Below are 23,246 nucleotides of genomic sequence, written 5' to 3' on the forward strand. Positions count from 1 at the left end.
CGATTCGCTCGGACATGAAAAAAGCCACCAGGGCCGAGCCTGGTGGCTTTTGCTTGGGAGCAGAGCTCTTTACTTCAGATCATCGGTGATGATGCGCACGATGCGCTGGCCGTTGGCGCTGCTGTCGGGCTGGCCCTGCTCATTGAGCACGCTGACCTGGGACTTGTTGCCATCGCCCTTGACCTGGATCTGGTACTTCTGAGGCGCAGCGGCTTCCTTGCCCTGGCTGAAGATCTTGCTGAAGAAGCCCTTGGACTCCTGCTTGGCATTGGGGTCCACGTAGCGCACATAGTAGAGGCCACGGCTGCGGTCGCGGTCTTCCACGGTGAAGCCGGTGCGGTCCAGTGCCACGCCAACGCGGCGCCATGCGCGCTCAAAGCCTTCTTCCAGCTGCAGTGTGGGCACACCGTTGACGGTGTCCATGCGTGCGCTGGTCGAGGTGGTGGCCGCAGACCTGTCGGCCTTGGCGACGGCAGAAGCCTGCTCTTCGCTCACGCCCAGCTTGACCATGATGCGGCGCAGGAACTCGGTCTCCAGCTCGGGGTCGCGAGGACGCGGTTGCCAGATGGTGTTGTCCTTGCGCTCGCTGGTATAGACCTCCTGCATGCCACGGTGGGTGACATAGATGCGGGTCTTGCCATCGGGTTCGCGCTCCAGGCGGGTGCGGAACTTGTCGCGCTCGCTGGTGGAGTAGAGCGAGTCGAACACCTTGCCCAGGCTTCTGCGGATGATGTCCTGAGGCAGCTTGGCGCGGTTTTCGGCCCAGTCGGTCTCGAGAATGCCCAGCTGGCGGTCTTCCATCGCATAGATGAAGCCGTTTTCCAGCCAGAAATCGCGAGTCGGCTCCCAGAGCTTGTCGGCTCCGCGATCCACCACCAGCCAGTGCTCGGCGCCGTCACGCTCGATGCGGACGTCGCCAATCTTGTTGGCCGCGGTGTTGTTGTCGGTCGGCTTGGCTGCCTGGGCATTGGCCTGCATGGCAGCAGCGGATACCACGCCACCAGGGACGGTATAGCGCGAGTCTTGCGACAGCTGCGTCAGATCCGGAGGAACTTCGAGAGAGGGAGCTTGATTCTTGCCCGCGCTCTTGTAGTCGATCTTGGTCTCTTGGAACGTGGTCGTGCAGGCAGACAGGCCCAGCGCGATGCTGAGCAGGCTCAAACGTGCTGTTTGTTGTTTCACGCGGATTGTCCTTGGGTAGCGTTCAAGCTATGTGCGAAAAACCGCTAGCTTAGCGCAACTCGATCAGAGTACGCCAACTTTACGCAGAGCATCCTCAACAACTGCTTCGCATTGCTCGCTCAGCTGCGTCATGGGCAGGCGCATGGCGGGGCCGCACAAACCCATGCGGGCGGCTGCCCATTTCACGGGAATGGGATTGGCTTCCACAAACAGGCTCTTGTGCAGGGGCATGAGCTTGAACTGGATTTCCATGGCGCGCTTGGTATCGCCGGCCATGGCGGCCTTGCACAGCTCGCTCATCAGACGGGGGGCGACGTTGGCCGTCACGCTGATATTGCCGTGGCCGCCGCACAGCATCAGTGCCACGGCGGTGGGGTCGTCACCGGAGTAGACGCCGAAGCCGGCGGGCACATCGCGGATCAGCCACTGTGCACGCTCGATGTTGCCGGTGGCTTCCTTGATGCCGATGATGCCGGGGATCCGGGCCAGACGCAGCACGGTGTCATGCTGCATGTCGGCGACCGAGCGACCGGGCACGTTGTACAGAACCACGGGCAGGTCGCCAGTGGCTTCGGCGATGGCCTTGAAGTGCTGGTACTGGCCTTCCTGCGTGGGCTTGTTGTAGTAGGGAACGACCTGCAGCTGGCTGTCTGCACCCACCTTCTTGGCGTACCTGGCCAGCTCGATGGCTTCGTGCGTGCTGTTGGCGCCGCAGCCAGCCATGATGGAGACACGGCCAGCGGCCTGTTCCACGGCGACGCGGATGATTTCGCAGTGCTCCTCGACATTCACGGTGGGCGATTCACCGGTGGTGCCGACCACACCGATGCAGTTGGTGCCTTCGGCCACATGCCAGTCGATGAGTTTGCGCAGCGACGGGTAGTCGACGCTACCGTCTTCGAGCATGGGCGTAATGAGGGCAACAATGCTGCCAGTGAGAGCAACGGAGGGTGATGTCATATCCGCAATCAGAAAACGGTAAAAATGAATTCTACAAACAGGGACAGGGTGCAGGCAGTGGTTTGCTGTCAACAGTGTCTAGCAAAACTCTGTTTTTGTCGAAGTGTTGTTGATAAATGACGAAATGACGAAATATTTAAAATTTGTGCGTCATATTGTTTGTTGAAGTCGGGTCTGTTTTAGACGGCATGCAGGCTATTGCACGGGTTTGCCGCTGCTGACTGTGCTGCAGCCGGCCGCCCCCAGGCAAGGCCGGAGAGCGCGGCTGGGAGCCGTTGCCGTTATCAGTGCGTGCCGTAGTTCGAGGCGCTGATATGGGCCTGCGCCAGCCGCTGCATGAAGTCCTCTGCATCTGCCGCGCGCACCACGGTCACGCGCAGGCTGTCGTCATCGGTGGCCAGCTTGATCAAGGCCAGCTGGCGGTCCGCCAGATGTTCGGCCATGTTCTCCAGACCTGATTCCACGCCATCGGCTGGTGAGTCCCACTGCCAGTCATCGGTGCCGGGCAGCCAGTGGGTGCCGGCAATGCTGTCGGCGTCCTTCCAGTCAAAGCGGGCAAACTGGCTGCCGATGGCCAGCAGATGCACCCAGTACAGGGTCAACGCGTTCTCGCCTGCGGGCAGGTGCATGACATCGGGATCGATCTCCTCATCTTCGTCCCAGCCCATGTCGTCAGGATCAGGCGCCGCCACACAGTCGCGCCACTGCTGCAGCAGCTGTGCGGCCTGGCTCTCGTCGTTCAGACAGAGAATGCGCGATAGATCCTGCATCCAGGCTTCGTCTTCGGCCTCTATCAGCTGCGCGCGGGTCATGGTCGTGACCTCGCCCGCCTGGCCCTTGAACATGCCGCGCAGTGCATTGCGGTAGTCCTCCCAGGTTTCCCCGGTGCGGGTGATGCTGAAATCCTGGATGGAGAACAGGACCAGTTCGGCCTGCGGACCCTCGCCCATAAAGCTCAGCAGTTCATTTTTCTTCGGGCTGTAGTTCAGCGGCGGGCACCAGATATCAGGGGCAGCCACCAGCTTGCCCTGGGTGCTGAAGATGCGCGGCTCGCCTTTTTCGGTGATGGCCAGCAGCTTGCGGCCGGGAAACACCTTGGGGGGCGAGTGGCTGAAGCCGCGCTCTATGGTCTTGAACTGGCAGGGAATGATTTCCTGGCCGCGGATGTCGATCACGCCTTCGAGCACGCGGAACTCCTGCTCGCCCTGGTCGCTGACAGAGGGCGCACGAATGCAGGCAACGGCCAGGCCGCTCTTGGCGTTGAAATCGTTGACATGCCAGTAGCGGCTGGCATCGAACAGCGGCAGGCCATCGGCCTTGAGCAGCAACTGGCGCGAGTGGCCGTACGGGCCTTTTTCGGCACGGATGAATTCGTCCTGTTCCTCGTTGTAGTCGATGCTGCTGAGCCCTTGGTGCAGCAGCGCGAGGCCGGGCAGGCTGCGCAGGTCCTGCATGTTTTCCTGCCCGGGTGATCGGCAGGCCATGACCTGGGGCGTGACGGCATAGGCGTCGCGATAGCCCAGGGAGGGCGCTACCTGCCAGATGCCGTTCAAATCCTTGATGCCGGATCTCGCGCCTTCGCCCGGCGTGGTCTCGGGATAGTGCACGCTCAGATGGCCGCCAGAGACAAAAGCCATGCTCGCGCCTTCCACGGGGCGCTGCAGCCAGCGACCATATGGCGTGACCATGCCCACGGGCCAGTGGTCGCGCTCGGCGTCGTTTTGCGGCTCCAGGCCGCTGCGCGGGTGCAGCCTGGGCATGACGTAATAGCTTTCGGTGGCTTCGTCCCAGGCGCCGTGGTGGCGCAGCTCGTAGTGATCGGCCAGCCAGGCGGGCCAGTCTTCTTCGCTTTCCTGCTCGATGACCTCGGTGCGGGCGATGACCGCGTCGCTCCACCACCCCAGATGGGACTGCGGTGCCTGCTTCAAGGCCAGCAGTGAGTCCGCCAGCTCGTCGCCGCTGCAGTTCCATTGGCGGCATCGCTCGCGCTGGGTCTGCAAAAAGGCCGTGAACTCGGCTTCGTCAAAGTCATGTGGGCATAGCGTGGCGCAGTCCAGCAACAGCCATTGGCGCGTGCTGGTGCTGATGGCGTGATCGATTTGCTGCCATTGCTTTTGCATGGAACCGGGCCAATGCGCGGGCAGTGGCTCCATCACGCTCCTGAGCCATTGCCAGCGCGCCCTGACCTGGTCCATGGGCGCGGCCAGGGCCGAGAGGCTTTGCTTGTCCTGATAGGCGCTGCAGGGCACCAGCTCGGGCAGATGCCGTGCATCGCCGAGCAGCACGCTGAACAGCAGCGGCGTGCTGCTGAACCATTCGGCCCAGCCGTCGCAGCTGCCGCCGGGCTCTGCGGGCCAGTCGGTCTCCGGGCCGGGGCGTTCGTCGTGGGCAAGCAGCAGGGCGTAGGCGGGCATGGCAGTCGGGCAGATCGGGGGGCGGAAGAAGGGCGTCAGGCTTGCAGCAGTGCGGCTGGTACGGCCGCTCCATCGGGCCGGATGGCGGCGATGCGCTGCACCACGCGCGCGGGCTGGCCAAGCAGACCATGCTCGTAGGCGACGATGTTCCAGCCGGCGCAGACCTGCAGCAGCTCGCCGGGAGTCAGCAGGAAGTCCGGGCGCGAGGGCTTGCCATAGGCCTCGTTGCCCTGGGCAAAGGTTTCGTAGATCAGGACGCCGCCGGGCTTGACGCTGTCCAGAATCAGCGGCCACAGCGGACGCCACAGATAGTTGGTGACGACCACGCCATCAAAGCTGCGGCCCGTCAGGGGCCAGGCGTTGTTCTCGATGTCGGCGGTAATCGTCTCGGCGATATCCGCCACGCACCGGGTCGCCTCCGGCGCCTTGTCCACGCTGGTCAGCGTGTGATCCAGGGCCGAGAAGAAACGGGTATGGCGGCCCATGCCGCAGGCCAGATCCAGCACCGAGCCCTGCGGGCGTACCAGATGGGCAAAGCGGACAATCCAGGCGGAGGGCGCCGGCGCGCAGTGGCTGGCGGAAATCGCAGGAATGGTGTCGGCTGTGGGAGGCAGGGTGTGGCTGGTCATCTTGCGAAAACTATGGTTAATGCGAGCATCAAAATTCATAGCAAAATGCACACTATAACCATAGAAACCCACTGTCTAAGTGGGTTTTTTGTTGTCGTAAAGCCACCGACGAATCTGCCCAAAGCGGCGTGTCTTGTACCCCACGGCCTCGTCATAGAACCGTCGCACTGTGCTTTCGTGGACTCCATAAGCATCGGCAATGTCGCGCAATGAGATGCCACAGCCCACCAGCTGAATCATTTCGTTTTGGTCATTAAGTGGAATCCTGCTGGGCCTTCCAATCATCTTTCCGCGTTTAACGGCTTCAAGTTGGCCGGCCATGCAGCGCTCACGAATCAAGCTGCGCTCAAACTCGGCAACGACTCCCAAGATTTGCAGCACCATTCGGCCCATGGGGGTGCCTATGTCTATAGGCTCTGTAAGGCTCAAAAGCTTGGCTCCACTCGCCTGAACGTGCTCGGCAATACGGATCAAATCGCGCAGGCTCCGTGCCAGTCGATCAAGCTTGTAGACGATCAAGGTGTCTCCAGGCTTTAAAGACTGCAGCAACGCTTCGAGCTCGGGACGCTTCTTGACTGCAGAACGCTTTTCTCTGACTACCTTGTCACACCTGGCATTGGCAAGAGCTGTGTCCTGCAGAGCCGTATCTTGTTCAATGGTGCTGACGCGGGCATAGCCGTATCTCATCTATCTCTCCCTCTTCTAGTAAAACAGCCTGTTTATCAAGCGAGTGATCCACCCGCATTGGTTCTTATGGGGTACGCCTTCCGTCTATGCGCTTCGCCATGCGAGGGCTGCGGGACGCGGCATGCTGTTGGATTTGTGTTTCGACCTGGTCAAACACCGGCGCGCTGCCTGGCGGTTTGCATCTTGACGTCCGGTCTGTCGCGCGGCGTGAGGCGAACTGCGAAGTCCTGAGCCTCAAACGAGGCATGCGCGCACCTGGTGCAACTCCCTCAAGCTCTCCTGAGCTGGGTTTTGCCCAGACCCTCCCCCTCTTTTTCTCTTTGCCCTGCTTTCATGCTGCGGTTTCACCGTGAAGACTGTTCCAGTCTCCCCGCCGAAATCCTCCCATGACCGCTGACAACCTTCTGTTTCCGCCTCTCGGCCTAACTTCCGGGGTTCAGTGACTACCCAGAGACCGCCCTGCGGTTTCACCGAGAAGGTCTACGAACTCCCCGGCAAAATCCTCTGGCTTCGCACCCTGTGCTATTGTTTCAGGAATCCAAACGACCATTTGGCGAGGCTTCTGGCGTCGATCGCTGCGATGATTTTGCTCGATCACGACCATGCCTGGTCAAAGCGCGGCCCTGCGGTTTCATCGTAAAAATCTGCGATTTCCCCGACGAAATCCTCAAGCCTGTTTTACCTGTGGCAAAATCCACTCAATCCCGCGCCAATCATGTAATGTTTGCTACATTGTTTGTAGTAAATATTACGTGCGAATTCATACATCTCCGAATCACTCCATGAGATTCGACCGAACCTGAGCATTGCGCATTGCCAGGCTCTCCAGATACCCCAAGTCCTTTTTCTGCTGCGGCTGCTGCTGGGCCAGCTGGACGGGCTGCGCGACCGGCATGGGCTGCTGGTGCGCCTGGCGCGTTTCGTCCTTCGCCGCGGTCTGCTGCGGCCGCTCTGGCGCCTGGCGAAGCGGCATGCGCCAGTCGACGAAGTAGCCCTTCTCCACGATCAGCCTGCAAACTTCCTCACTCGTGCTCATGAGCGTGGCCTGCTGCGTGAAGCATTTGCAGCCCTTGGACTTCATAACGACGCATGCTGCCGGGTACGGTGCCTCTACGGGCTGCGTGACCTGGTCGTAAGCCGGTGCGGTGTGCGGGAAGTCTTGCAGGCGCGGCTTGTAATCGGCCAGGTATTGCGCGGTAGTTCTGGGTGCAGCCTTGGACGATGCACCAGCCTGGCCAGGCTGACCAGGTGCAGCAGCTGGTGCACCTGGCGCGGTGGCCACAGCTTGACCAGGTGCACTGCCTTTAGCCTTGTCGAGCGTCTTTCCAAAAAGTGTGATTCCACCCCAGACAGCTAACGCAGCGAGTACCAATACGCCTGGTATAGCCCAGACCTTGAGCGGGATCTGCCGCTTGATGTTGTGCACATCGGCACTCTTGTACCAAGGCTTGGATATCCAGTTTCCGGCTTTGTCCTTTTTTCCAAACGCTTCCTTTGGATATCGCCAGGGGAGCTTCTCGCTCTTTTTTTTTACCTTCTCTGGGTCGGTCTGCATGCGGCTGAACTTGTGCGCAACGGCGTTTTCTGAACCGAAGGCACGCACCACATGCCAGTGGATCTCGCAGAGCTTACGCGGCGTTGCATGAACGAGCGTCGGATCCTGCGTGATGAAGTAAAAGTCAATGCCGCGCTTGCCGTGCTTGGACAACTCCAGAATCGGCAGCGGCACCTTTGCGCCTGACGAAGTCAAGCCCCAAAAGTCCTGCAACTCGTCAACGACGATGATGGAGTCATTGGGGCAGTTCATCCATTCGTCAGGATGCGCAATCTCCGTCCAGCCTGGCAGCGTGACCTCTGGAATGTTGCAGTAGTAAACCGGGCGGTTTTCCTTGGCTGCGCGTTCCTTGACCTGGATGAATGTGAACAGCGTTTTGCCTTGACGGGGCAGGCCCGTCACAAAGTTGATAGGCATGTCGATCCCCTCTTATTTTTTTACCAGGCGGCGAATCTTGTCGCCTCCCAAGGCATTGAGCATCACCTTGACGCCAATGGCTGACAAGATGATGGACAGATGCACATCGATGCGGAAGAAGCCGGCCCACGCCGCGAGCTCAGAGCTGCCGACCGCGCCTATCAGGCTACTGGCCTGGCTCTTGATGTTGTCGATGAGTGCGCTGAAGCCCACGTATTCGACAAAGCCAAAGCCGAGCGCGAGCAACACGCGACCAACCAAGCTGCCTGCAATCTGAATCAAACCGGCGAGGATCCACGAAACAAACATTGGCATGGTTTAGCCCTCTTTCTTCCCACCTAGAACCCACACACCGCAGCCGAGTAGGGTGATGCCTACCCCAGCCAAAGAAAGCACGCCCAGAGGCCCGCAAATGCGGCTGAATGGGATCGTGAAAGAGCTTTGGCTGCCAAAGTTGAGCTGAATTTCTGGATCAGCTGGACATGAGCTACCCCAACCCAGTCCGGACTGGTCGAAAGTGCTGCCAACGTTGACCTGGCCTGCGCTGGCCTTGAGTGCGTCGGCCGACTTGTCGTCGGTACCGTTGAGCGCTTTATTGGTCAGGCTGTTGGCGTCGGTGTCCTTCTCCATCATTTCGCAGTTGCGCTTGTGTTGCTCCTTGAGCTGAGCGCACTGCAATGCATCGCCTTCACAGGTGAAACCACTCTGGCAGCTACCACCAAAGCTGCCTTCTTTCTCTTCATCGTCCTTGCACTGAGCTGCGCTCGCGTTGGCCTTGCAGTAGTCCTCTTTGCTCTCCGTTTTGGTCGTGGTCGAGCTGCTAGAGGTGTTATTCGTAGTGGTGTTGGTGGTGGTCTTTTCCGTGGTGCAGGTGTTGCCCTTGCAGGTGGTTTTTTCAGTCACCTTGTCGGTACTGCCATCCTCGTTTTTCTTGATGGTGTCTTTGCTGGTTTCAATGACGTTGCCGCCCTTGTCCTTGATGCAAACTTCGCCACCGAGATAGGACACGGTGCCCATGAAACCGCCTTCACATTTGGGCGCGTCAAGGCACAAGCTGTGGGTGCCTTTTGAGTCGGTATAGGAGCCGCTTTGCTCGCACTTTTCTTCGACCGTCGAACCAGGGTCTTGCGGAGCCTCCAGCGTGCATGCCTTGCCTCCTACGCCGCCCTTGTACATGGTGAACGACCCGCCGCTTTGAATGGAGCCGTCGGGCATGGTGGTCAAGCTGGTGCGGTCGAAGTTGACCAGGCAGCCGCTCGTTGCGCTCTCGTGAGGCCAGCACATCTCACCAGAGGGAACAACGCCGGACATGGTCTTTGTATCGCGGATGGTTCCCAAGCCCTGACCGATACCAAACCCGGCCATTGCAAAATCAGTTGCGCATTTCTCATCCTTCGTGTTTGGAACGACGCATTGGTTTCCCACTTGATTCGCTCCAGCGTCGCAGTCGCAATAACCCGAACTATTAAGTGTCGAATTCGCCGGACACCCCGCACGTTTGTCCAAGCCGAAAGGGCCAAACGCCTTCGGATTTCCGCTGTACGACCCCCAACATTGATGCACACCCTCACGTGGCGATTCATACCAACCAGTAGTACCTGACTGACCCTTGTAAATATCTGCGCAAGCCTCGTCTGCCGTATAAAAGGAATGGCCCAAGTGATTCACCCATCTGTCCACAAGCGGAACAGTGGCCCACGACGCAGAGCTAAAAATAAACAGCGCCAAGCATAAAAACGTACGCGCAAATAGCCTTCGCATGAAGCACCTCACGGCCAAAAGATGATGCAGCCGCACAGCACCATCGTGATAACGATCCAGAACCCCATGTCGTAGCCCTCCCTGGCATGAAAAAAGGCGCCCACACATCAGCGTGAGCGCCCCAGAAACCAGCAGGCCATCAAGGCCCGCCGCACGCGCTTACAGCACGCGCTGGACCCACTTGTAGAGCTTGATCACGACAACCAGCGAGATCACAGCCACACCGATAGCGGAGATAGCTGTCACGCCACCTGTGATGGTCGAAACAATGTCAGTCGTGTCGATCGTCACACCGGCAGCATGCGCACCAGATGCCAATGCCAAGGTCGAGCCGGCCGCCACAGCCTTGCCAGCAGTTGCCAGCTTGGTTGCAGGAGCCTGAGCACGGCGCTTCACAGCGTTGATAAGGGTCTTCATTCTTCTTCCTTTTCCAGGTATTTACGGACTTGGCGGAGCACAAACGCCGCCGCCATAGCCATCAGCATGGCCCCTGAGATTTCCACGGCTGATTCGTTATCCATGTAGAACGGGCTGTGTTGAGCCAGCTCCACATGGGTCATGACCACATACGCATCAGGCGTGTCGCAGGACACTTCCTGATAGGTCTGGTTGGTCACAGATACGCAGTACACAAACAGCCTTCAGACTTGCTTGCATTGCAGCGATGCAACCGCTTGAGCACTGGCGCTTGCAGCGTCGTGTGTCTCGCAAGCTCGCCTCACGCCGCCGCCAGCGGCTGACGCTTGGCCGTTCGCCAACTCCACCAGCAAGCGGTCGTATTCGGCTTGAGACTTGACTGCCAGGCGCGAGAGCAGCGCGGCACGCTTGCGGGCGTTTTCGATGCGGTTGCGGCGCTCAAAAAATGCGATGACAACTGAGGCCAGACCTTCAACAAGAAGCAGCACGCAGCTGATCGCGCAGGCACCCAAGATGCCGCCACCGAAAGCAACCCAGAAGACCTGAGTCACGAGGAAATCAAGCTGCGCCTGATCCATGTCAGTCCTCTACCGCATCAACGGTGTGATCCACAGGCGTGACCATGGCGGTCTCGCCGGTCTCCTTGTCTGTGGCCCGGAACGCTTTGCGCGTGTAGCCGCCCACGACGCAGAGCTGCGTGATGGTGTCGCCCTTCTGGCCCAGACGCGATTTGCTGCGAATCTCCAGTGTCTGAGGACGGCTGTATTCGTCGGCCGCAGGGCACAGAACGCGCGTGTAGCTGGTGTTGCCATGACGGCGTGTTTCTTCAACGCGGCCACGCACCATCATCTGGTTGAAGCCCATTTGGCGACCGGCCTTAGGCGCGGCAGTTGCTGCATCACTCATCGTCATTTCTCCATCAAGCGGCTAAGCGCAGTTCGTCCCGGCTGTAGTTGAGTTCGGGACGATTTCTGGCCGGGGCATTGCAGAAACGCCTGTCCACGCGCATAGGCGTGAAGTCGTGAATGAGGCTGTCATTCGCAGTGACATGGATGTCAGAAGAGCGCCAGGACACACCGGCCTCCTCGAGGAGCTTGCGATTGCGAAAGAAGGTCGCGCGGCTGTACTTTTCGCGCATGACGTTTTCATTGAGCGTGCACATGGCCGCCCAGAACCCGTACAGGCGTTGGCCTGGTGTTCCGCCGTAGACGTTCTGCAGGCGGGTCATGACTGCCGTGGTCGTGCGTACTGTTTCCATGGACTGCTTTCCTTCGCGCAGCAGGCGCTCTACTTCCTTGTCGTGAATCGTTTCCAGGTAGGCGTCGTCCACCTCGCTCACTAGCGGGTTACGCCCAAAGTCGTACTGGAACTTGTCGGAGTGCACTTCGACCTCAACCCGCAGGCGGCTGTCGGCCAGGCGTTGCAATGCCTTGAGCTTGTTTTCTGCGCGCTCGAAGTTGCGCAGATCCTTCTTTCCGTACATGAGCGCGAAGGCCTGACGGAAGTAGTTCCGCAGCCTGGCCTTGTCATGCAGGCCGAACTCAGAACCCTTGTGATAGAACTTGACGGTCGTGGTCTTGCCTGGGAAGTACACCGCCATGTCGTACTTAGCTGCCTTCTTCTGGCGGCGCGGGAAATTGCGCAGCTGGATGCTGTCGAAAAACTCTTTGCAGGCCGGCTTCGTGAGCGCGAAGACGTGGGCCACGTCCACACGGTGAACCGTCCAATTGCCCGACGGCGGCAGATCCACGCCCAGCAGCTTTTCAACCAGGTTGACGAAGAACGAGCAAGCCTTCTGGAAGTTGCGCGGCCCGCCATAGACGTTGTGGCCCATCATGGCCTTATGAACGGAGCCTTCGACCAGGATGTAAGGCTCGCAGGGAGCCAGGCGCGGCCTGCCGTTCTTGTCCGTGACCCAATCCTCGTACATGGGACGCACACTGATGCGCGAATCCCAGGAACCCAGCAGCTCGCCGGTGTGCAGCTCGTACAGCATCGCACCCGTAGCCAGGTCAACACCGGAGCGCAAAACACACTGCTGCTCAATCGCACGGACGAAGGATTCGTCCATGGATGGACTTTTCAGCTTGAGGGTGTCATAGGCCATTTTGTGACCCCTTCCCCAAAACTGTCGAAATCTCAGAATTGAGACTCTCAGGCGGTGCTACCACGCCCGCCTGAGAAAAAACCTGCTTTGCGAGAGCCTGCGACGAATACGTTCGGCCAGCGGCCTTTTCCCGGCCCAGGAAGGCCAGGAAATCGAGGTCCAGCGTGCTCGTGGACAAAAGCGAAAGGCCCTCCACGCGGATACGATTGGAGAGCTCATAGAGGCGCAAATCGTCAATGCGATTAGGGCGGCGCATCATGTCCGTGACCTGGTCGTGTGCGTCATTGAGGCGTGCCGCCGAAAACGACATGCCCTGACCTAGTTTGCCGTCGTAGAACGTGATGCTCATGCGCCCTGCTCCAGCATGCGAAGCGCCAAAGCACGCAACATGCCCTCAAGGTCAGGCCACATAGCCCAGCCAAACCTGTCGCACAAGAAATAGCCCTCACCACGCACATAGCCGAACGGGTACTTGAAGCCATCGTCTTGCTCTGCAAAGCCCGTAACGATGGAGTTTTCCGGCACTTCGCTGATGCCAACGTCGATCAAGCGAGGCTGGCTGATGACGTTCAAGTCCTTGTCCATGCCGCAGCCGCAATCTGTGCAGCGGAAACGCACGAAGGGAGGCTCGTGACAGAACTCTTCAAGCAGGCCATTGCCGCAGTGGCTGCAGAGATTGGTGCCCTCCACCTGGCCGACCTCGGCGGAAGCCGCCAGGCGAGCGCTTTGGTCTTGCTGACCAGGTGGAGGACTTATCGAAGATGTGCGAACGGTTTTAGACATGCTGGCGGCTCCTAGGTTTTTCTCAGGAGCCGCCTAGCTCTGCTTCTGGCGGTAGGGCGTGCTGTTGATCACTGCATCTGCCCGAGCTGGGTGGCTCCGTCTGATAACGAGTTGTTATCAAACGGGATAATAACGAGTCGTTACCCAAAGCAGTAACGAGTCGTCATATCATCGAAACAGCTTGACGAACAGGAGAAAAAATGGCCTCGACACTCGAACTGCTTGAAATGGCACTGAAATCGAAGCGAGCAGCCGCATGGTGCCGCGATCTAAATATCACCACAGCGGCGTTTGCACAAGCAAAAAAGCGAGGCCGCCTAAGCCCCTTGCTTGCTGGAAATATTGCTATCGATTTAGGAGAAAACCCGGATCGATGGATGGCGATAGCAGCCATGGAAGCAGAACGCAAAGGCCCTCTGCTGGACCGTCTAAAAAGCAGCCTGGCCTTGCATAAACCATAGCAGTGCCCGCAGCCCTGTTTCTGCATGGCCTGCCTCCACCTCAGCAGCCTCGCGTCGGCTCAGTGCGGCTTTACATCGTCCTTGAGCGCGGCCAGGGCCATGTCTTCCACCATGCCCGGGGCGATCAGCTTGATGAAGCGGCCCAGCTTGCCCTTGCCTGTCATCACCACCTCGCGCTGACGGCGCTTCAGGCCGTCGAGGATGAGGCGCGCGCATTCGGCCACCGTCATCGCGCCGTCTTCCTTGAGGCCGCTGACGCCTGCGGCTTCGCCTCTGGCGTTGTAGCCGTGGTAGCGGATGCGCGTATCCACCACGCCGGGGTAGGCGGTGGTCACGCTCACGCCGGCGGGTTTGAGCTCGATGCGCAGGGCTTCGAAGAAGCCGGCCATGGCGAACTTGCTGGCGCTGTAGGCCGTGCGGCCCGGCACGCCTATCAGACCGGCCAGCGAAGACACGGCGACGATGGAGCCGTGGCTGGCCTTGAGGTGCGGCAGCGCCGCATGGCTGCACCAGACGCTGCCCCAGAGGTTGATGCGCATCAACCTCTCATACCAGCCCAGGTCTTGCGCGCTGACCTGTTCGAACAGCGCATGGGCCGAGACCCCGGCGTTGTTGATCAGGACGTCCAGCCCGCCGAACTGGTGCACGGCGGCGTTGATCAGCGCGCGGCACTGGGCCTCTTCGCTCACATCGGTGGGCACTTCCAGCACCTGTGCCCCCAGAGCCCGGCATTGTTCTGCCACGGCCTGCAGATTGCCGGCATTGCGCGCGGCCAGCGTCAGCTGCAGCCGGCTCTGATGGGTTTGTGCCAGCTGGCGGGCCATTTCGGCGCCTATGCCGTCCGAGGCACCGGTGATGATGATGCGAGCCATGCTCTCTCCCGGCCATGCCGCCCGGGCGGCTTGCCCAAGAGCTCAGAAGCAGGCCCAGACCTGGTCTGCCAGTGTGAGCATGAATTCCGGTTGCAGATACAGGGCAAACACCGCCAGCAGCAGCACGAGCACGGCACACCAGATGGAGATGCGTTGCCAGAGTTTGAGCTGCATGGGCCTGTCTCCGGTATCAGGCGGCACTGGGTGTGCGGCGCACAATGGCAGCCTCGCGCACGGGCAGGTTGACGACGGCGGCAAAAATGCCAAGGGCAATCGAGATGTACCAAACCATGTCGTAGTTGCCGTTGATATCGTAGAGATAGCCGCCCAGCCATACGCCCAGGAAACTCCCGATCTGGTGGCTGAAGAAGACAAAGCCGCCCAGCATGGACAGATGCTGCACGCCGAAGATCTGGGCGATGGTGGCATTGGTCAGCGGCACGGTGGACAGCCACAGAAAACCCATGGCGGCGCAGAAGGCATAGACCGACCAGGGCGATAGCGGCGCCAGCAAAAAGGCCACGGTGGCCACCGAGCGCAGACCGTAGATGCCCGATAGCAGATAGCGCTTGGGCAGCTTCTGGCCCAGATTGCCGGCCAGATAGGTGCCGAAGATATTGAACAGGCCTACCAGGGCCAGCGAATAGCTGGCCACATGGGGCGCCATGCCGAAGTCCTTCAGATAGCTGGGCACGTGCACGCCGATGAACATGACCTGGAAGCCGCAGACAAAGTAGCCCGCCATCAGCAGCAGAAAGCTGGGGTAGGTCCAGGCCTCCCTGAGTGCCTGGCCCACGGTCTGCTCGCGCTTGATGGGCGTGCTGCCGCCAAAGCCCGGCTCGCGCAGGCCGAAGGCCAGGGCGGCAATCAGCAGCGCGAACAGCGCCAGTATCAGCAAGGCATTGGACCAGCCGAATTGAGCGATCAGCTTGCCTTCCACCGGCACCATGAAGAACTGGCCGAACGAGCCTGCCGCCGCGGCCACGCCCATGGCCCAGCTGCGCCGCGCCACGGGAATCTGCCGGCCCAGCACGCCGTAGATCACGGCATAGGTGGTGCCGGCCTGGGCCGCGCCGATCAGCACGCCGGCGGTCAGCAGGAACACCGTGGAGCTGGGGGACAGCGCCATGCCGACCAGACCCAGGGCATAGAGGATGGAGCCGCCGATCAGCACCTTGAAGGCACCGATGCGGTCGGCCAGCATGCCGACGAAGATGCCCAGGATGCCCCAGGACAGGTTCTGCACGGCAATGGCCAGGGAAAAGTTTTCGCGCGTCCAGCCCATGTCCTGGGTGATGGGCTGCAGCCAGAGGCCGAAGCCGTGGCGTATGCCCATGGAGAGCGTGACGATGGCGCCACCGCACAGAAGAATCTGCGCCATGGACATGGGGGCTGGAGTTGTCTTTGTTGTCATGCCGTGCGTGCGAAAAAAGGCCTGGGGTGCGGTCAGCACACCACTGTAACCAAACCTGCTGTTTTGCGCCTGCACAGCTCGTCACATGCGTGACAGTGCGGCCTGCCAGAATGCGGGAGCGGCGCCGGGCCCTGCGAGCGTGCAGCAAGTCGCGACCAATAAAAAGTGAGCGCCTTGCGCAAGGATTGCAATAAAAACTGATTTATATCTATCTGAAACTATTGAATGGCATGCGGTGAAAGCTATCTTTTTGAGAGTTGTCGCAGCGGGCAAGATGCGCCGAAAACACGTTGCCAAGACAGATGTTCGGGCTTTGTGCAAGAGTATTGGGAGTAAACAACTGTGAATTTATCCAGCTCTCATCCGCAGAGGCCACTACAATCCGCCCCCATGGCAGTCAAACCGTCCAACGAATATTCCGAAGGCTCGATCCGCGTTCTCAAGGGTCTTGAGCCTGTCAAACAGCGTCCCGGCATGTATACGCGCACCGACAACCCCCTGCACATCCTGCAGGAGGTGATCGACAACGCGGCCGACGAGGCGCTTGCCGGCTATGGCAAGAAAATCAAGTTCACCATACACGCCGACGGCTCCTACAGCGTGGAGGACGACGGCCGCGGCATTCCCTTCGGTCTGCATCCCGAGGAGAAGGCGCCCGTGGTGGAGCTGGTCTTCACGCGCTTGCATGCGGGCGGCAAGTTCGACAAGGGCAATGGCGGCGCCTACAGCTTCTCGGGCGGTCTGCACGGCGTGGGCGTATCGGTGACGAATGCGCTGGCCACGCGTCTGGAGGTGCAGGTGCACCGCGACGGCCAGGTGGCCACGCTGGTGTTCTCGGGCGGCGATGTGATCGAGCCGCTCAAGGTGCGCCCTCTGCAGGCCGGCGAGCGCAAGCAGGGCACGACGGTACGTGCCTGGCCCGATGCCAAATACTTCGAATCCTCGGCACTGCCCATGGGCGAGCTGGTGCATCTGCTGCGCAGCAAGGCCGTGCTCATGCCCGGCGTGGCCGTTTCGCTGATCAACGAAAAATCGCGTGACACCCAGAGCTGGCAGTTCAAGGGCGGTCTGCGCGACTATCTGGCGCAGAGCCTGCATGGCGAGCCCGTCATCCCCCTGTTCGAAGGCGAGGGCTTTGCCGACAAGAACAACGACAGCTTTGCCGAAGGCGAGGGCGCTGCCTGGTGCGTGGCCTTCACCGAAGACGGCGCGCCGCTGCGCGAAAGCTATGTCAACCTGATTCCCACCACGGCGGGCGGCACGCATGACAGCGGCCTTCGCGACGGCCTGTTCCAGGCCGTCAAGGCCTTCATCGACATGCACTCGCTGCTGCCCAAGGGCGTCAAGCTCATGCCTGACGACGTTTTTGCGCGCGCCAGCTATGTGCTCAATGCCAAGGTGCTGGACCCGCAGTTCCAGGGTCAGATCAAGGAGCGCCTGAACTCGCGCGATGCCGTGCGTCTGGTCTCGGGCTTTGTGCGCCCGGCGCTGGAGCTATGGCTCAACGAGCATGTGGACTGGGGCAAGAAGCTGGCCGAGATCGCCATCAAGGCTGCCCAGACCCGCCAGAAGGCCGGCCAGAAGGTGGAAAAGCGCAAGGGCAGCGGCGTGGCCGTGCTGCCCGGCAAGCTGACCGATTGCGAGAGCAAGGACATAGCCGTCAACGAGGTGTTTCTGGTCGAGGGCGACTCTGCCGGCGGCAGCGCCAAGATGGGCCGCGACAAGGAGACCCAGGCCATCCTGCCGCTGCGCGGCAAGGTGCTCAACACCTGGGAGGTGGACCGCGACCGGCTGTTCGCCAACAACGAAATCCACGATATCTCGGTGGCGATCGGCGTGGACCCGCATGGCCCCAATGACGAGCCCGACCTGTCCGGCCTGCGCTACGGCAAGATCTGCATTCTCTCGGATGCGGACGTGGACGGCTCGCACATCCAGGTGCTGCTGCTGACGCTGTTCTTCAAGCATTTCCCCAAGCTCATCGAGGCCGGTCACATCCATGTGGCGCTGCCGCCGCTGTTCCGTGTGGACGTGCCGGCGCGCGGCAAGAAGCCCGCCATCAAGGTCTATGCGCTCGATGCGGGCGAGCTGGATGCCATCATTGAAAAATGCGCCAAGGACGGCGTGCCGCGCGAGAAATGCCAGGTCAGCCGTTTCAAGGGCCTGGGCGAGATGAATGCCGAACAGCTGTGGGAAACCACGCTGAACCCCGATACGCGTCGTCTGCTGCCGGTGCAGTTCATGAACATGGACTTTGCACAGTCGGAAGCCGTGGTCACCAAGCTCATGGGCAAGGGCGAAGCCGCCGCCCGCCGCGAGCTGATGGAGCTGCATGGCGATGCCGTGGAGGTCGATATCTAGGCGGGCGTTGCAACGCCTGCACTAGCGGTCACTAGCGGTCGATGGAGCCAGCCATGCACAAGCCCATGTTCGATGCCTCACCCAGCCAGCTGCCTGCGCGCGGCGGGTTCGCGTCTGTGCGTTTGCGACGTGCGGTGGCAGCTGCCCTGCTGGCGGGCTCGGGCTGGCTGGCCCTGGCGCCGGCGGCGCATGCCGATCTCTGGGCCTATGTCGACGAATTCGGCGTCACGCACTTTGCGGCCGAGGCGCTGGACGAACGCTACAAGCTGTTCTTCAGGGGCGAGCTCTACGACAGCAGCCAGCCGGGTCTGCAGCTGAAGCCGGATTCAGCGGCCGAGGGGCTCAACGCCCGCACGCGCATGCAGAGCTTTTTCGAGGTCTCGCCGCGCTACAAGAGCGTGAGGCCGCATCTGCAGAAGGCGGCCGAGAGAACCGGCGTGGACTATGACCTGATCAAGGCCGTGATCGCCGTGGAGTCCGGCTTTGATGCCCAGGCAGTCTCACCCAAGGGCGCTGTCGGTCTGATGCAGCTGATGCCAGCCACGGCCGAGCGCTTTGGCGTGGCGGCCAGCAAAAAGCGCAGCCTGCAGCAGCAGCTGGTCGACCCGGCCGTGAACGTGCCTGCCGGCGCGCGCTATCTGAGCTATCTGATGGACTTGTTCCCGGGCCGGCTCGATCTGGTGCTGGCCGCCTATAACGCGGGCGAAGGTGCGGTGCAGAAGTTTGGCAAGGCGATTCCGCCCTACAAAGAAACAATGAATTACGTCAAGGCCGTCACGGGCATTTACGAGCAGCTGCAGGCAGCCAGGCCCCTGAGCGGCCGGCTGGCTGCGGCCGGCTCGGCTGGCCGCGGCGGCTCCCGCATACGCATGACTCTGCCGGGCGCGGCCCCTGCGGCCGCGGACGCGCAAATACCTTGAGTCGCCGGATCGGCGCAATTTGGAAAATCACAAAGAATTCATGAGCGATCAAACCACACTGGATTTGTCTCAACAAGCCGCTGGCGATGCACTGGACCTAGGTCAATACGCACAGCGCGCCTATCTCGAATACGCTTTATCGGTGGTCAAGGGACGTGCCCTGCCGGATGTCAGCGATGGCCTCAAGCCCGTGCAGCGCCGCATTCTCTATGCCATGGAGCGCATGGGCCTGAGCTATAGCGGCCCGAACGGCAATACGGCGGCCAAGCCGGTCAAGAGCGCCCGAGTCGTCGGCGACGTGCTGGGCCGCTTTCACCCGCACGGCGACCAGTCGGCCTATGACGCACTGGTGCGCATGGCGCAGGACTTCAACCAGCGCTACCCGCTGGTCGACGGCCAGGGCAACTTCGGCAGCCGCGACGGCGACGGCGCTGCGGCCATGCGTTACACCGAGGCGCGCCTGTCCAAGATCACCGGCCTGCTGCTTGACGAAATCGATATGGGCACGGTGGACTTTGTGCCCAACTACGACGGCAGCACCCAGGAGCCCAAGCAGCTCCCGGCCCGCCTGCCGTTCTCGCTGCTCAATGGCGCCAGCGGCATTGCCGTGGGTCTGGCAACGGAAATCCCCAGCCACAATCTGCCCGAAGTGGCAGCGGCCTGCGTGGCCTTGATCAAGAAGCCGCAGCTGCCCGAAGAAGAGCTGCTGGCGCTGATTCCCGGCCCCGACTATCCGGGCGGCGGCCAGATCATTTCGTCCAGCAGCGATATCGCCGATGCCTACCGTACGGGCCGCGGCAGTCTCAAGGTGCGTGCGCGCTGGAAGATCGAAGAGCTGGCACGCGGCCAGTGGCAGCTGGTGGTGACCGAGCTGCCGCCCGGCGTGTCGGCCCAGAAGGTGCTCGAAGAGATCGAGGACATCACCAATCCCAAGGTCAAGACCGGCAAGAAGGCGCTGAGCCAGGAGCAGACCCAGCTCAAGGCCAGCATGCTGGCCGTGCTGGACTGCGTGCGCGACGAATCGAGCAAGGATGCGCCGGTGCGCATCGTGTTCGAACCCAAGACCGGCAAGATTCCGCAGTCTGAGCTGATCACGGCGCTGCTGGCCCACACCAGCCTGGAGTCTTCGAGCTCGATCAACCTGACCAGCATCGGCCTCGATGGCCGCCCGGTGCAGAAATCGCTGCGCCAGATGCTGGAGGAATGGATTGCCTTCCGCTTCCAGACCGTGACGCGACGCAGCCAGCACCGGCTGGAAAAGGTGCTCGATCGCATCCACATCCTCGAAGGCCGTCAGGCCGTGCTGCTCAATATCGACAAGGTCATTGCCATCATCCGCGCCAGCGATGAACCCAAGCAGGCCCTGATCGAAGCCTTCAATCTCTCCGAGCGTCAGGCCGAGGACATTCTTGAAATCCGCCTGCGCCAATTGGCGCGCCTGGAGGCCATCAAGATCGAGCAGGAGCTCAAGGAGCTGCGCAGCGAGCAGGGCAAGCTCGAGGACATCCTGGGCAGCGAAGCGACCATGCGCCGCCTGATCTGCAAGGAAATCGAAGCCGATGCCAAGACCTTCGGCGATGCCCGACGCACGCTGATCCACGAGGAGAAAAAGGTGGTGGCCGAGGTCAAGGTGGTGGATGAACCCACGACCGTGATCATTTCCGAAAAAGGCTGGGTGCGCACGCGCCAAGGCCATGGTGTGGACGCTGCCACGCTGAGCTTCAAGGCCGGCGACAGTCTGTATGGCACGTTCGAGTGCCGCACGGTCGATCAGCTGCTGGCCTTTGGCAGCAACGGCCGGGTCTACTCGGTGCCGGTATCGGCCCTGCCGGGCGGACGCGGCGACGGCCAGCCCGTGACGACGATGATCGAACTCGAAGCCGGTACACAGCTGCTGTACTACTTTGCCGGCAGCGAAGGCACACAGCTGCTGCTGTCGGGCTCGGGCGCCTATGGCTTCACGGCGAATGTGGGCGATATGGTCTCGCGCCAGAAGGCCGGCAAGGCGTTTGTCACGCTGGGCGAGGGCGAGACCCTGTGTGCGCCTTCGGTGGTGCATGGCGTGCCCATGAATGCGCGTGCCGAAACTGTGGAAGGCGGCGAGCAGGGGGCCGGATTGCTCAATCCCGCCAGCCATGTGATCTGCGCCTCGGTGGGCGGTCGCATTCTGACCTTCGAGATCGCTGAACTCAAGGCCATGCCCAAGGGCGGGCGCGGCCTGATGCTGATCAGCCTGGAAGACAAGGACCAGCTGGCCGGCGCTGCCGCCTATACGCGCAGCATTCGCCTGGATGGCGTGGGGCGCGGTGGCAAGGCACGTACCGAGACGCTGGAGATCCGCAGCCTCAACAATGCCCGCGGCAACCGCGGTCGCAAGGGCAAGGCCGCAGACCTGGGCTTCAAGCCCCAGGCGGTGACGCGCGTGGAATAAGCCGGCTTCTGCCGCCTGCCGACAAGCCGCGCCAGGCCGGTCCTGGGCGGCTTTTTGTTTTCTGCGGCGCAGACATGGGCTTGAGACGACGCGCTACAAAGGGAAATTCCTGCTGCTGACCTGGGTTCGGCCTCGATACATTTTGTCTCAATGCGTGGCAATGTCTGCGCGCAGCCCTTTGCAGCTTTGTTGGCAGGATGTTTTATGCAGCGACTCAAGATGGCCCACAAACTCTGGGCGGCAGTGTTACTCATCGTGGTGGTGCTGACTGCAGTGATCGCATTTGCGGGCTACCGCTCCTCGGTCACGCAGCAGGCATCGGACCAGGCAGCGCAGCAAATGCGCTCACGCACCGAGCTGGCGATCGAGTGGATGGGCCTGACCGAAGCCAATGCCGTGCGCACGCTGGCGCTGGCACTGAGCAGCGAGACTTCGGTGGAGGAGAGCTTCAAGCCCGCGATGGCCGAGACCTCGGACCGCATTTCCATGGTGCAAAAGTCGCTGCAGGCGCTGGCGGTGTCTGCCGAGGACAAGGCCCAGATGGAGCAGGTGGCTGCAGCGCGCCAGCAGGTGCTGAAGCTGCGCCAGCAGATTGCCCAGCTCAAGGCCCAGGGGGATGCGGCCCGGGCTCTCGCGCTGGCCGAGCAAAGCTTCAAGCCCGCGATTGCGGCCTATTTGCAGTCGCTGCAGGCCTTTGTCGAGCTGCAGAAAAAAGCTGCTGCCGGCAGCCAGCTGCAGATGGCCGAGCTGCGCATGGCGACCGTGAGGATGGCCGGTGTGGCTGTACTGCTTGTGGTACTGGGCATTGCCGTCGGCGCGTTCTTTCTGATCCGCAGCATGCAGTCGCCGCTGTTGGCCGCGCAGGCCATGGCCGAGCGCATTGCCGGCGGCGATCTGCGGCTGGGCGAAACTGTGCAGCGCCATGACGAATTCGGCGCGTTGCTGCGCACGCAGCAGGACATGTGCCGGGCGCTCAACGGCATGGTGGCCCAGGTTCGCCACAGCGCCGACAGCATTGCCACGGCCAGTGCCGAGATCGCTGTCGGCAACCAGGACCTGTCGGCGCGCACCGAGCAGACTTCCAGCAATCTGCAGCAAACCGCCGCAGCCATGGAGGAGTTCACCAGCACTATCCAGAACAGCGCCAGCAGCGCAGAGCAGGCACGCAGCACGGCATCGGGCGCGGTCGCCCTGGCCCGGCGCGGCGGCGAGGTCGTGGCCTCGATGGTGGTGACCATGGAGGAGATTCGCCAGAGCAGCCAGAAGATTGGCGACATCATCGGTGTCATCGACGGCATTGCCTTCCAGACCAATATCCTCGCGCTCAATGCGGCGGTGGAGGCGGCGCGTGCCGGCGAGCAAGGCCGCGGCTTTGCCGTGGTGGCCAGCGAGGTGCGTTCCCTGGCCCGGCGCAGCGGCGATGCGGCCAAGGAAATCCGCACCCTGATCGGTACCTCGGAGGCGCGCGTGCAAAACGGCATCCGTTTGGTGCAGAGCGTGGGCGAATCCATGGACGATATCGTCAAATCGGTGCAGAACGCCAGCACCATGATTGCAGAGGTGACCGAAGCCTCGGTCCAGCAAAGTGCAGGCGTGACCCAGGTCAACCAGGCCATCAGCCATCTCGATCAGATGACGCAGCAGAACGCGGCCCTGGTCGAAGAATCGGCCGCTGCTGCGCAAAGCCTGCGCGAGCAGGCCGAGCATCTGACGCAGACGGTCAGCATGTTCCGCATGGAGGACCTCAGAAGCAGCCACGGATATTCCCAGGCTGCTCTTGCATCGGTAGCAAGAGGGTCTGCCTCGACGGCCCGGCCAGCGCCGGCTGCCGCCGCGCGCCAGCCGGCGCTGGCGCACCCGGAGTGAATCGGGTCG

General features: G+C 61.4%; 23 protein-coding genes. 5 read left to right on the forward strand and 18 right to left on the reverse strand.

Annotated elements, in window-relative coordinates; genetic code table 11:
* Positions 1 to 69 precede the first annotated feature (69 nt).
* From bamC to O987_RS06305, 15 genes are all read right to left on the reverse strand, one after another.
* A complete protein-coding gene (gene bamC / locus O987_RS06225; RefSeq protein ID WP_003057678.1) occupies positions 70 to 1,182 on the reverse strand; it encodes an outer membrane protein assembly factor BamC in 1,113 nt (370 codons plus the stop codon).
* Positions 1,183 to 1,245: 63 nt separating this feature from the next.
* Positions 1,246 to 2,142: a 4-hydroxy-tetrahydrodipicolinate synthase gene (gene dapA / locus O987_RS06230; protein ID WP_003057677.1), complete on the reverse strand. Its 897-nt coding sequence runs from the start codon at positions 2,140 to 2,142 to the stop codon at positions 1,246 to 1,248.
* A gap of 284 nt (positions 2,143 to 2,426) precedes the next feature.
* Positions 2,427 to 4,556: a DUF6630 family protein gene (locus O987_RS06235; protein ID WP_043371156.1), complete on the reverse strand. Its 2,130-nt coding sequence runs from the start codon at positions 4,554 to 4,556 to the stop codon at positions 2,427 to 2,429.
* Between the two features lie 35 nt (positions 4,557 to 4,591).
* Positions 4,592 to 5,185, reverse strand: coding sequence for a class I SAM-dependent methyltransferase (locus O987_RS06240; protein WP_051962122.1), 594 nt, complete (start codon positions 5,183 to 5,185; stop codon positions 4,592 to 4,594).
* A 75-nt stretch (positions 5,186 to 5,260) separates the two neighbouring features.
* Positions 5,261 to 5,872 carry a recombinase family protein gene (locus O987_RS06245; protein WP_043371157.1) on the reverse strand — a complete coding sequence of 204 codons (612 nt, stop codon included), beginning with the start codon at positions 5,870 to 5,872 and terminating at the stop codon, positions 5,261 to 5,263.
* A 775-nt stretch (positions 5,873 to 6,647) separates the two neighbouring features.
* Positions 6,648 to 7,829 (reverse strand): zonular occludens toxin domain-containing protein, encoded by a 1,182-nt coding sequence (locus tag O987_RS06255; RefSeq protein ID WP_235214255.1) that lies wholly within the window; start codon positions 7,827 to 7,829, stop codon positions 6,648 to 6,650.
* A 27-nt stretch (positions 7,830 to 7,856) separates the two neighbouring features.
* Entirely contained in the window at positions 7,857 to 8,159 is a 303-nt protein-coding gene (locus tag O987_RS06260; protein ID WP_043371162.1) for a DUF2523 domain-containing protein, read from the reverse strand.
* Positions 8,160 to 8,162: 3 nt separating this feature from the next.
* Positions 8,163 to 9,269: a hypothetical protein gene (locus tag O987_RS27525; RefSeq protein ID WP_144244894.1), complete on the reverse strand. Its 1,107-nt coding sequence runs from the start codon at positions 9,267 to 9,269 to the stop codon at positions 8,163 to 8,165.
* A 495-nt stretch (positions 9,270 to 9,764) separates the two neighbouring features.
* Positions 9,765 to 10,022 (reverse strand): major capsid protein, encoded by a 258-nt coding sequence (locus O987_RS06275; RefSeq protein ID WP_043371167.1) that lies wholly within the window; start codon positions 10,020 to 10,022, stop codon positions 9,765 to 9,767.
* Positions 10,019 to 10,222 (reverse strand): hypothetical protein, encoded by a 204-nt coding sequence (locus O987_RS06280; protein WP_235214257.1) that lies wholly within the window; start codon positions 10,220 to 10,222, stop codon positions 10,019 to 10,021. The genes O987_RS06275 and O987_RS06280 overlap by 4 nt, the downstream gene beginning before the upstream one ends.
* A gap of 24 nt (positions 10,223 to 10,246) precedes the next feature.
* The gene (locus tag O987_RS06285; RefSeq protein WP_043371170.1) at positions 10,247 to 10,600 is read right to left on the reverse strand and encodes a hypothetical protein; all 354 of its coding nucleotides are present in this window, start codon (positions 10,598 to 10,600) and stop codon (positions 10,247 to 10,249) included.
* A 1-nt stretch (position 10,601) separates the two neighbouring features.
* Complete coding sequence (locus O987_RS06290; protein WP_043371172.1) at positions 10,602 to 10,928, reverse strand: hypothetical protein; 327 nt, start codon at positions 10,926 to 10,928, stop codon at positions 10,602 to 10,604.
* Between the two features lie 13 nt (positions 10,929 to 10,941).
* Positions 10,942 to 12,129: a phage/plasmid replication protein, II/X family gene (locus O987_RS06295; protein WP_003058417.1), complete on the reverse strand. Its 1,188-nt coding sequence runs from the start codon at positions 12,127 to 12,129 to the stop codon at positions 10,942 to 10,944.
* Positions 12,119 to 12,478 (reverse strand): hypothetical protein, encoded by a 360-nt coding sequence (locus O987_RS06300; protein WP_043371173.1) that lies wholly within the window; start codon positions 12,476 to 12,478, stop codon positions 12,119 to 12,121. The genes O987_RS06295 and O987_RS06300 overlap by 11 nt, the downstream gene beginning before the upstream one ends.
* On the reverse strand, positions 12,475 to 12,912 hold the full coding sequence (locus O987_RS06305; RefSeq protein ID WP_144244895.1) for a hypothetical protein: 438 nt from the start codon (positions 12,910 to 12,912) through the stop codon (positions 12,475 to 12,477). The genes O987_RS06300 and O987_RS06305 overlap by 4 nt, the downstream gene beginning before the upstream one ends.
* A gap of 200 nt (positions 12,913 to 13,112) precedes the next feature.
* Here O987_RS06305 and O987_RS28625 point away from each other — a divergent pair, with 200 nt between their 5' ends.
* Positions 13,113 to 13,373, forward strand: coding sequence for a hypothetical protein (locus O987_RS28625; protein WP_144244896.1), 261 nt, complete (start codon positions 13,113 to 13,115; stop codon positions 13,371 to 13,373).
* 59 nt (positions 13,374 to 13,432) lie between these two features.
* Here O987_RS28625 and O987_RS06310 read toward each other — a convergent pair whose 3' ends face one another.
* From O987_RS06310 to O987_RS06315, 3 genes are read right to left on the reverse strand one after another with little or no spacing between them, the layout of a single operon-like run.
* On the reverse strand, positions 13,433 to 14,245 hold the full coding sequence (locus O987_RS06310) for an SDR family oxidoreductase (protein ID WP_019043740.1): 813 nt from the start codon (positions 14,243 to 14,245) through the stop codon (positions 13,433 to 13,435).
* Positions 14,246 to 14,287: 42 nt separating this feature from the next.
* Positions 14,288 to 14,419: a hypothetical protein gene (locus O987_RS29640; RefSeq protein ID WP_003057673.1), complete on the reverse strand. Its 132-nt coding sequence runs from the start codon at positions 14,417 to 14,419 to the stop codon at positions 14,288 to 14,290.
* Between the two features lie 16 nt (positions 14,420 to 14,435).
* Positions 14,436 to 15,632 carry an MFS transporter gene (locus O987_RS06315; RefSeq protein WP_043371176.1) on the reverse strand — a complete coding sequence of 399 codons (1,197 nt, stop codon included), beginning with the start codon at positions 15,630 to 15,632 and terminating at the stop codon, positions 14,436 to 14,438.
* A gap of 417 nt (positions 15,633 to 16,049) precedes the next feature.
* Here O987_RS06315 and O987_RS06320 point away from each other — a divergent pair, with 417 nt between their 5' ends.
* The 4 genes from O987_RS06320 (at position 16,050) to O987_RS06335 (ending at position 23,237) form a co-directional block, all read left to right on the forward strand.
* Positions 16,050 to 18,020 (forward strand): DNA topoisomerase IV subunit B, encoded by a 1,971-nt coding sequence (locus O987_RS06320; protein ID WP_019043739.1) that lies wholly within the window; start codon positions 16,050 to 16,052, stop codon positions 18,018 to 18,020.
* Between the two features lie 53 nt (positions 18,021 to 18,073).
* Positions 18,074 to 18,940 (forward strand): lytic transglycosylase domain-containing protein, encoded by an 867-nt coding sequence (locus O987_RS06325; RefSeq protein WP_003057666.1) that lies wholly within the window; start codon positions 18,074 to 18,076, stop codon positions 18,938 to 18,940.
* A gap of 40 nt (positions 18,941 to 18,980) precedes the next feature.
* Positions 18,981 to 21,371, forward strand: a complete 2,391-nt coding sequence (gene parC, locus O987_RS06330) for a DNA topoisomerase IV subunit A (protein WP_043371177.1) — start codon at positions 18,981 to 18,983, stop codon at positions 21,369 to 21,371.
* A 204-nt stretch (positions 21,372 to 21,575) separates the two neighbouring features.
* Positions 21,576 to 23,237: a methyl-accepting chemotaxis protein gene (locus O987_RS06335; RefSeq protein WP_043371178.1), complete on the forward strand. Its 1,662-nt coding sequence runs from the start codon at positions 21,576 to 21,578 to the stop codon at positions 23,235 to 23,237.
* Positions 23,238 to 23,246 lie beyond the last annotated feature (9 nt).

This window comes from Comamonas testosteroni TK102 (assembly GCF_000739375.1).
Taxonomy (GTDB): domain Bacteria; phylum Pseudomonadota; class Gammaproteobacteria; order Burkholderiales; family Burkholderiaceae_C; genus Comamonas; species Comamonas brasiliensis.